The 7,856-nt window shown below is 61.6% G+C and carries 2 protein-coding genes; one reads left to right on the top strand and one right to left on the bottom strand.

Annotation, left to right across the window (positions count from 1 at the left end):
- Positions 1-509: 509 nt before the first annotated feature.
- Positions 510-7,274: a hypothetical protein gene (locus tag OTB19_RS40795; protein WP_267803923.1), complete on the top strand. Its 6,765-nt coding sequence runs from the start codon at positions 510-512 to the stop codon at positions 7,272-7,274.
- Positions 7,275-7,322: 48 nt separating this feature from the next.
- On the opposite strand, the gene OTB19_RS40790 is transcribed toward OTB19_RS40795, so the two are convergent.
- A complete protein-coding gene (locus OTB19_RS40790; protein WP_420717011.1) occupies positions 7,323-7,553 on the bottom strand; it encodes an integrase core domain-containing protein in 231 nt (76 codons plus the stop codon).
- Between the last annotated feature and the right edge of the window lie 303 nt (positions 7,554-7,856).

The following is a 7,856-nucleotide window of genomic DNA, read 5'->3' as shown; positions in this document are numbered from 1 at the left end:
CCGGCAGACAGCACCGCTCGGCAAGCCGGACGATCGGGACAAGTCCGGCATGCGCGATCAGATTCGGCTCGTCGAACGCCGCGAACACCGCCGCCGAGCTGTGGGAGGATTTCACTTACGAGGTGCCTTATCGACTGGGCCAGATGGAAGCGTGAGAACTCCCATTATCCCAGGTCAGCGGGCACCTCTTCTCGTTTCTCCATCCACAGCCCAACCGCCACGCGGTGGATCGAGGCTGAGACAGACCCCCGTGACCCGCTCTGCCTTTTCGGGGTGTGGGTGTTGTCTTTCGTGGGGTGGGGGTGGTGGGGAGACTTGTGCGTGTGGTGGGTGTGCGTTTCGGTGTCGGTCCTGGTTTTCGGGTTTGGAAGCCGCAGTGGCGGGTGGTGTCGCCGGTGGGGTAGGTGAGGGGCTGTGCACTCGGGTTTGGGGTCTGTCGTTGCTCGCGTCCTGACGTCAGCGGGTTTTCGCTGGTCTTCGGTCACTGAGTTGTTCCGTAAGGAGTTCGTATGACCGAGATGCCGCTCACGTCGGCGAAGGAGCCCCCGCGGAGGGCCTCTGCGGGGTCGTCGGCCGCGGGTCGTGCAGCGGCGGGGCCGTCCGGGAGTTCGGCGCGGCGGCAGGCGGCAGTGGCGTTCGCCTGGATCGAGGCGAGCATCGAGGAAGTCGGGAAAACACCGGAGGGTGAAGACAGGCTGCTGCTCGCCAGGGCGAGGGACGCGTTGAATGGGGTACGGCAGGTCAATGACCCGTGGCAGGCGGAGCGCCTGGCCGCAGTGCTTGTCTCGTGGATTTCTCGTTCCGATCCCTCTGCGTCGCAGGCGAAGGTGTTGCTCCCGATCGCGCGGCAGTTGGAGGAGTTGACGGAGTCGGCGCGGGCCCGTGGTGGTGGGGAGTTCAACGCCCCCTTGGTGTTGGGGGAGGGCTTGGAGAAGCGGATCACGGGCCGGAGGGATCTGCCCCCGCGGGAGCCGACGACGACCGGTAGGGAGTTCGCGGCGGGGCGTGTCCACCTGGGGGCGGTGGATCCGACGAGGAGAATCACCCCGCCTACGGTGGTGTATGGGTCGACGGTGGGCGAGCGTCGTGTAAAGCCGCCCACGCCTGTCCCGGTGGCCGGGCCTCGGGGCGGGGCTCCGAACAGGTTGGCGTTGATCGAGCTTCGTGAGGGGATACGAAATTTCCTTTCGAGGGATCAGGTCGTCGTGGACCCGCGGTTGCGTCGTTTCCTCCTCGACGGTCTGCTGCCCGTCACCACGGCTATGGCCCAGGGCGGGGAGTTGAGGGATACCCTTCCTGGTCTGCTGAGGGCCGTGGGGGATCTGGTGGGGGGTGACGCGGGCAGGACCGTCAAAGCCCTCGGGCCTGTGCTGACGGCTCTGATGAAAGAGGATTTCGTTGGGGCTCTCAGGGGCCTGGGCGTTGCGTTGAAGGGCCCGGTCGGGAATCTGATCTCTCAGGTCGCGGTCGCTTATCCGCACATCGAGAAGAAGGAGTACAAAGAGGCCCTGGGCGTCGTGTTGCCAGCGGTCACCGGGCTGCTCCCCCCCGGCGAGACGAGGAAGATCGTCGGCGCGTTGGGGGAAGCGGTGACGGCTCTGGTCGGGGGGAAGGGCCTGGACGAGGTCTTGGGGCCGGTCGCGAGGCTCCTGGGGCAGGAGGCAGAGGGGCTGGTCAAGGCCGCCGGGAAAGCCTTCGCCGACCTGAAGAAGGGCGAGAATTATGGTCAGGCGCTCACAGGCGTGTTGGGAGCCGTTGCCGGAATCATTTCCAAGGCGAGCGGCGACAGCGGCAGAATAGGTCAGATCGTCGAGTCCTTGATCAAAGCGCTCGACGGGGTCCGGTCCGGTGATCTGAAGGCCGCGCTCCCTCGTCTGATGCCTCTTCTGGGTGACCTGGTGGCGGAGTTCACTGGCAACAGGGATGCCGGAGCGGCGGTCAAAGGTCTTTCGACGGCTGTCAGCCATTTCCTCAGTGGCGGGAAGGACGCTTGGAAGAGGGCTCTCATCGCTGTGCTTCCCGCGCTCGGCACCTTCCTCGGTACGGGCAAGGCCGGGGTGCTCCAGGAACTGAGTCGGGCACTGGAGGAGTTGTTCGCGGGCACGGACAGGAAAGCGCTCCTGAAAGTCCTCACCGCTGTGGCCAAACTCGCCGACGATCGGATTCGCAAGGCCGTCGAAGGCATCGGCAGGGCCCTGGAGGATCTGGACAGGGGGGATGTCGCGAAGGGGGTCTTCAATTTCGCCGGAGCGGCCTTCCGCATCGCCTCGTTCGTCGCGTCGTTCATCCCCGGTGGAGAGGCCCCGGCCAGGATCACCGGCGCGATCGCCGACCTCGTGGACGCCATCGTCACCAAGAAGGCTCCCGGGGAAGCGTTCGATGCGTTCGTCGCGGCGGTCTTCCCCGAGGCCGGCGAGGTCACGACCGTGTTCAAGGCGTTCCTGCCCGTCGTCTCCGCGATCCTGGACGGGAAACCCTGGCAGGACATCCTCGAACAAGCCGTCCCCGGGATCGTCTCCGTCGTCGGCTACCTTCTGGGCAACGCGCGGATCGGACGCGTCATCGGCTCCCTCGCCCTTCCCTTGATCGACCTCATCAACGGTCGCACCGAACAAGCCGTCACCCGCGCGATCACAGCCCTCGCCGACCTCGTCGACGACGCCACCGGCGCCACCGGAACCGGCAGACTCGCCACCGCGCTCGCCCCCGCCCTCATCAGCCTGGCCACCGGCCGCACCGAGAAGGCCATCACCGACGTCCTGGCCGGCATCGGGACCTGGCTGGGAGGCGACAGCACCGAAGCCAGGGTCATCACCGCCCTGGGAACCACCGTCACCAACATCCTCCAGGGCCGAACCCGCGACGCCTTCGCCCACCTCGTCCCCGCCCTCGCCACTCTCGCCACCGACGACAAGTCCACCCTGGACGTCATCACCCACCTCACCCCGGCCCTCGCCTCCCTCCCCGACGGAGACCCCGCTGCCACCATCCCCCGCCTCCTGCCCGCCCTCGCCACCCTCACCGACGACCAACCCACCAAGAACGCCATCACCCACCTCACCCCCGCCCTCACCTCCCTCCTCCACAGCCAACCCCACCACCACACCCTCGCCCATCTCCTCCCCGCCCTCGCCGCCTACACCCAAAACCCCACCGCCGAAATCCTCACCCCCCTCCTCGTCAAACTCCTCACCGGCAAACCCCTCACACGAGCCACCGTCGAGAGAACACTCACCAAACTCGCCAAAACCTGGACCCAAAACCCCACCGAACACACACCACCCGCCGACACCGACACCGGGGAAACCGAAACCGAGCGACAGGAAACCGGGGAAACCGAAACCGCGGAAACCGACTCCGACGTCGACATCGCGCGGGAATTCGACGCAGCCATCCAGACCGCCCTGGAATCCATCACCGCACCATCCGGGAACATCGAGCTGCACCTCACCGGAGAAATCAACGAAGACACCGAAGGAACCATCACCGAAAACCTCGACGGAACCTTCACCGAGGACTACACAGGCGAAGAAACCGTTCACAAGGTCCACGTCACCCAGCTCTCCCACATCCAGGACGAAGACGGAACCGCCACACAAACCACCGGAACAACCCAGCACGACTACACCGGAACATTCCGGAAACAAGACGACGGAACCGTCGAGGAAAACCTCGACGGAACCATCACCGAGGAAACGACCGAAACCCAACCACCCGACACCCAGACAACCCCGGAAACTGCCACGGAAACAGACTTCAACTACACCGACCACCCCGACCACCTCCCCGAAAGCGAGAACCCGAACAAAATAAGACGAGACCGGATCATCTCCCGCCTCACCGGAGCAAGCGAACAAATCCTCGAAGGCACCGGTCAAGTCCTCGCAGGCGCCGGTCAAGAAAAAGAATTGACCGAGACCCTCGTAGGTCGGTACACCAAGGATGACCCACATGCCGTCAGTAGTCCCATCATTGCCAAACGAACGGCGACGGTGGTTACCCTCACCACCGGCAGCCATGGAGTCTCTTTTAGACCAGGTGGGTTTTTGTACGGTAACTACGATTTCGCTGTCCTCACCAGCAAGGAGAGAGGGACACGCCTCCGCCTCCATCCCGAGGGGAACAGCTATATCATCGAAAGCACAGGGAATAATTACGCCGGATATAGATACTGGAGCGTCAACGGTCAAGACTGGATCGACCTCGGAACAAGAGATAAAGCGACAAAATTCACGATGGACTTCTTCGGTGACGTAGAGGGGGAAGGGAAACCATTCCGGCTCCGAGCCAACGGAAAATCCGTCTATGTTTCGAGCAGGAACTCGCTATATATAGCACTATATGGCGCACAGAACGCTGCACAATTCTATCTCACTTTCGATACGGTCGTGATCGACAGCCCCGAATCAGGTGGCGAGGTCTCGACCACCCCGGTGTTCAGGGGAAGAGGGACACCCGGAGCGACAGTCCAGATCGGCCCCACCTCCAAATCCTGGACGGAAGCCGGAATCGCAACCGTGGACCAGGACGGCAACTGGGAGTATCCACTCACCCAGCAACTGGACTTCGGCAAGCACACTTGGGAAGCCCGAGAGACAAAAGACGGAAAAACCTCTCGGAGAACTCCGGTCCACAGCTTCTGTGTAACCAGCGTGGCCGGGGCCACCATGTCAACCGGGGTCCAGGTACCAGTGACGGGCCATAGCGAAGCCACGGTCAACATCCCTCACGGGAAGACTGAGGTACTCGTCCAGATACCCGCCTCTGACACATCGCAGGTATGGGACATCACCATCACATACCTGCAGTATGCGTTAATGTCGGGCGCTGGTAGTCCATTCGCGCCGCTGAGTGAGAGGGAAAGACTCGGGTTGCCTGGCCTCGTCACGGTCACAGGGCAAGTCGCGAGTGGTGGACAGGCCACCATCTCCCTCCCCGGTGTGCGCGATATCGACGAGGCCTTCCCCCCGGGCGCCGGCGCCGGCGTGCGGCTGTCCCCGGCCGTGCCCGTCGGATCCGGACAGGAGCCCCGGGAAGACGACGGACTTGGCACGCTGAGGACCGAAATCCGGGCATTGCAAACTCAATTCACGGAACGTCCCGTTTACGCCGTGAAAAAGACGGTCGACGCCGTACGGAAACACTTCGAGATCGAGAGCACGGACGTTTTACATGAAGACGAAGAAGACCTGTCGACGGCGAGAAAGGATTACAGTGCAGACGCCGATAACGCGGCGCGCTCGCTCGGTCAGAGGGAGGGCATCTTCGGTGGCCCCTCCGCTTCCGTCGCCTTCGACAAGCCCGGCGTGGTGTACCTCGCCGCCTCCGAACATCTGCAGCCCGACTACTCCGGCGACCTCCAGCAACAACAGCAGAGCCTGCGGATCCAGGCAAGGATCGGGCCGGGCAGAGCTTTCAGGTTGAACGACCCACCGACCTCCTTCCTATTCCTTCCGCCCCTGTCAGACTTCAAATGGACAACTGATGGCTTCAGCATAAAGTGCCCGCCGCCTCTCAGCACGAAAGGCGACCGTCTCCCGATCCTCGCCCTGTTCGCGGACAAGCAGTTGATAGAAATCGTTCACATGGACGACCAATGGCAGGACCTGAACTTCGACATCACGCCTTCTATTGAGAGCGGCGCCAGCATCATCGGAGCCATCATCACCACGAAGAGCAACCCTTCCTCGCTTCCCTCGAACCTTCCAGTGAGAATGCTCTCAGCGTACGACCCTTCCGTCAAACTGGAAAAGATCGATCAAAAATGGATGGATGAACTTGCCGCAGAGATGAGTAGCCGGACGGGAAGCGGCGCCCCCTTCGACTGGAGAGGGACAGGCCGAAGTGCAGACCCGGCCATACAACTCTTCAGGGATCTGAACATCGAAGAGAGTAATCACGCCCTGGCCAGGGCCATGATGAGGAGCGTGGAGGAAAACGCCGCAGCAGGGGGTCCATTGGGTACGACCGCCAAAAACCTCATGAATTCATCTGATAGATACCTCGCGGCAATAAACGACTTGAGGCCACTGCACGCGAAACTACACCCTGCCAAGTATGCAAACGGAGAACTCCCTACGGCCGAAACAGTGGATGCCGATTTAACCGGGGTCAAATTTCCTCCTGAATACGGGACACGCAAGACCAAGCTTGTCGCTGCTCGCACCGCGCATGACCGGACCAGAGCACTATTCGAAGTGGAGATTGCAAGAGCTGGAGTGGCAGAAGGTGGCAGAGTACTGGACAAGCGCGGCTGGAAATTGGAAGACCCCAACTCCGCGTGGAAAGCGGCGGGTCTCGTTCTGCTGACCGTAAATCTCATCGGATCCGCAACCTTGGCCGGCATAGTCGAAGGAGACGCGCTCGATCAGCTCGTAGCCGCCGGGTCGAGCACCGCCATCGCCGTACCCGTCCTCCAGTCGACTTTCGAGCTCATGGGCTCCACAGGCCTGGCCGATTTCCTCGGGAAAGCCGGTCCAGCCGTCTCACTGGTCGCCAACATCCTCTCGCTGAGCAACAGTATCCGAAACAGTGATGTCGTGGCAGGCATATTCGACACCTTCGGAATCATCGCCGATACGGTGTCTCTGCTAGGTTTAAAATATGCCTCCTTTGCCGCCGCCGCAGGTCCGGTCGGATTCCTTCTCGCCATGCCAGGGCTTTTCTATATGGCGTACCAGTGGCTGCGGAACTGGGGAAACCAAATGCCCCTACCGGATCAATTTGTGCAAGGACTCGGTGGGAAAGTTGCCGGTAAATTTGCGGAGATACTCGAAGATCGCCGCGCGGATACCCACCAAGAGCTCGAGTCTATTGGGATGTCAAAAGAGGGTATCGAGGCATACTGGAACAGCAAGGAAGAGGAACGGTACAAGAAGGAGGCGCTCGAAACCCTCCGCGAGCAGATCAAATCGGCCAATCTCATCAAGATGACCGAGACCACCTGGATAGGAGGGACAAAGTCGGCAATATCAGTTGCCAACAGAGAGGAAATACAGGAGGACGTCGAGAGGATGCTCAAACTTCAAGACGGGATACGTGGTATTAGTACCTACTGGGTTCCGGTATCCGTGTTGGAGGAGCTGTACGAAGGCCTCTTGGAATACGTCACATCGACGATAGAGGAATCCCCTGCGAGCCAGCACACACGCTTGCCAGAAGAGTCGTTCAACGCCCAAGACTGGCTCACCAAAACACGTAAAGGCACTACCTGGGCAAGAAAATTCGAGACCGAGCGGCGCAGTGCGGCGAACAGAACGCCTACCCCGCATTGAACCGTCTGAGGGGCCCCGCCTTTCCCGGACAGCTGCCAATTAGTTAATTCAGGCTGCGAGCTGCTGGTTCAGGTACTCGTCGTGGACCTCTCTTGGGGTCCGGTACCCGAGTCCCGAGTGACGGCGCTTCGTATTGTAGCGGACCTCTATGTAGCGGGCGATGTCGCGGTAGGCGTGTTCGCGGGTGGGGTAAACGGTCCGGTGGACACGTTCATTTTTCAGCGTCGCAAAGAATGATTCTGCCATGGCATTGTCATAGCAGATTCCGGTACGCCCCACGGATTGCCGAATTACCAGCCCGGTCAGTGTATTGGCGAACTGTGCCGAGGTAAGTGTTCAGCCTCGATCCACCGTGTAACGGCCGGGCTGTGGACGGGGAAACGGGAGGAGGTGCCCGCTGACCTGGGATGATGGGAGTTCTCACGCTTCCACCAGCACCAACCGGCAAGGCACCTCTCAAGTGAAATTCTTCCATAGCCCGGCGAGGGTGTTCGCCGCGTTCGACGAGCCGAATCTCATCGCGCATGCCGGGCTGGTCCCGGTGATCCGGCTGGCCGAGCGATGCGGCCTGTCGGCTCTGGT

The sequence above is a fragment of the Streptomyces sp. H27-H5 genome, from assembly GCF_026627505.1.
In the GTDB taxonomy this organism is placed as follows: domain Bacteria; phylum Actinomycetota; class Actinomycetes; order Streptomycetales; family Streptomycetaceae; genus Streptomyces.
Note: the sequence above shows the minus strand (reverse complement) of the source record. Positions and strands in the feature narration are given on the sequence as shown.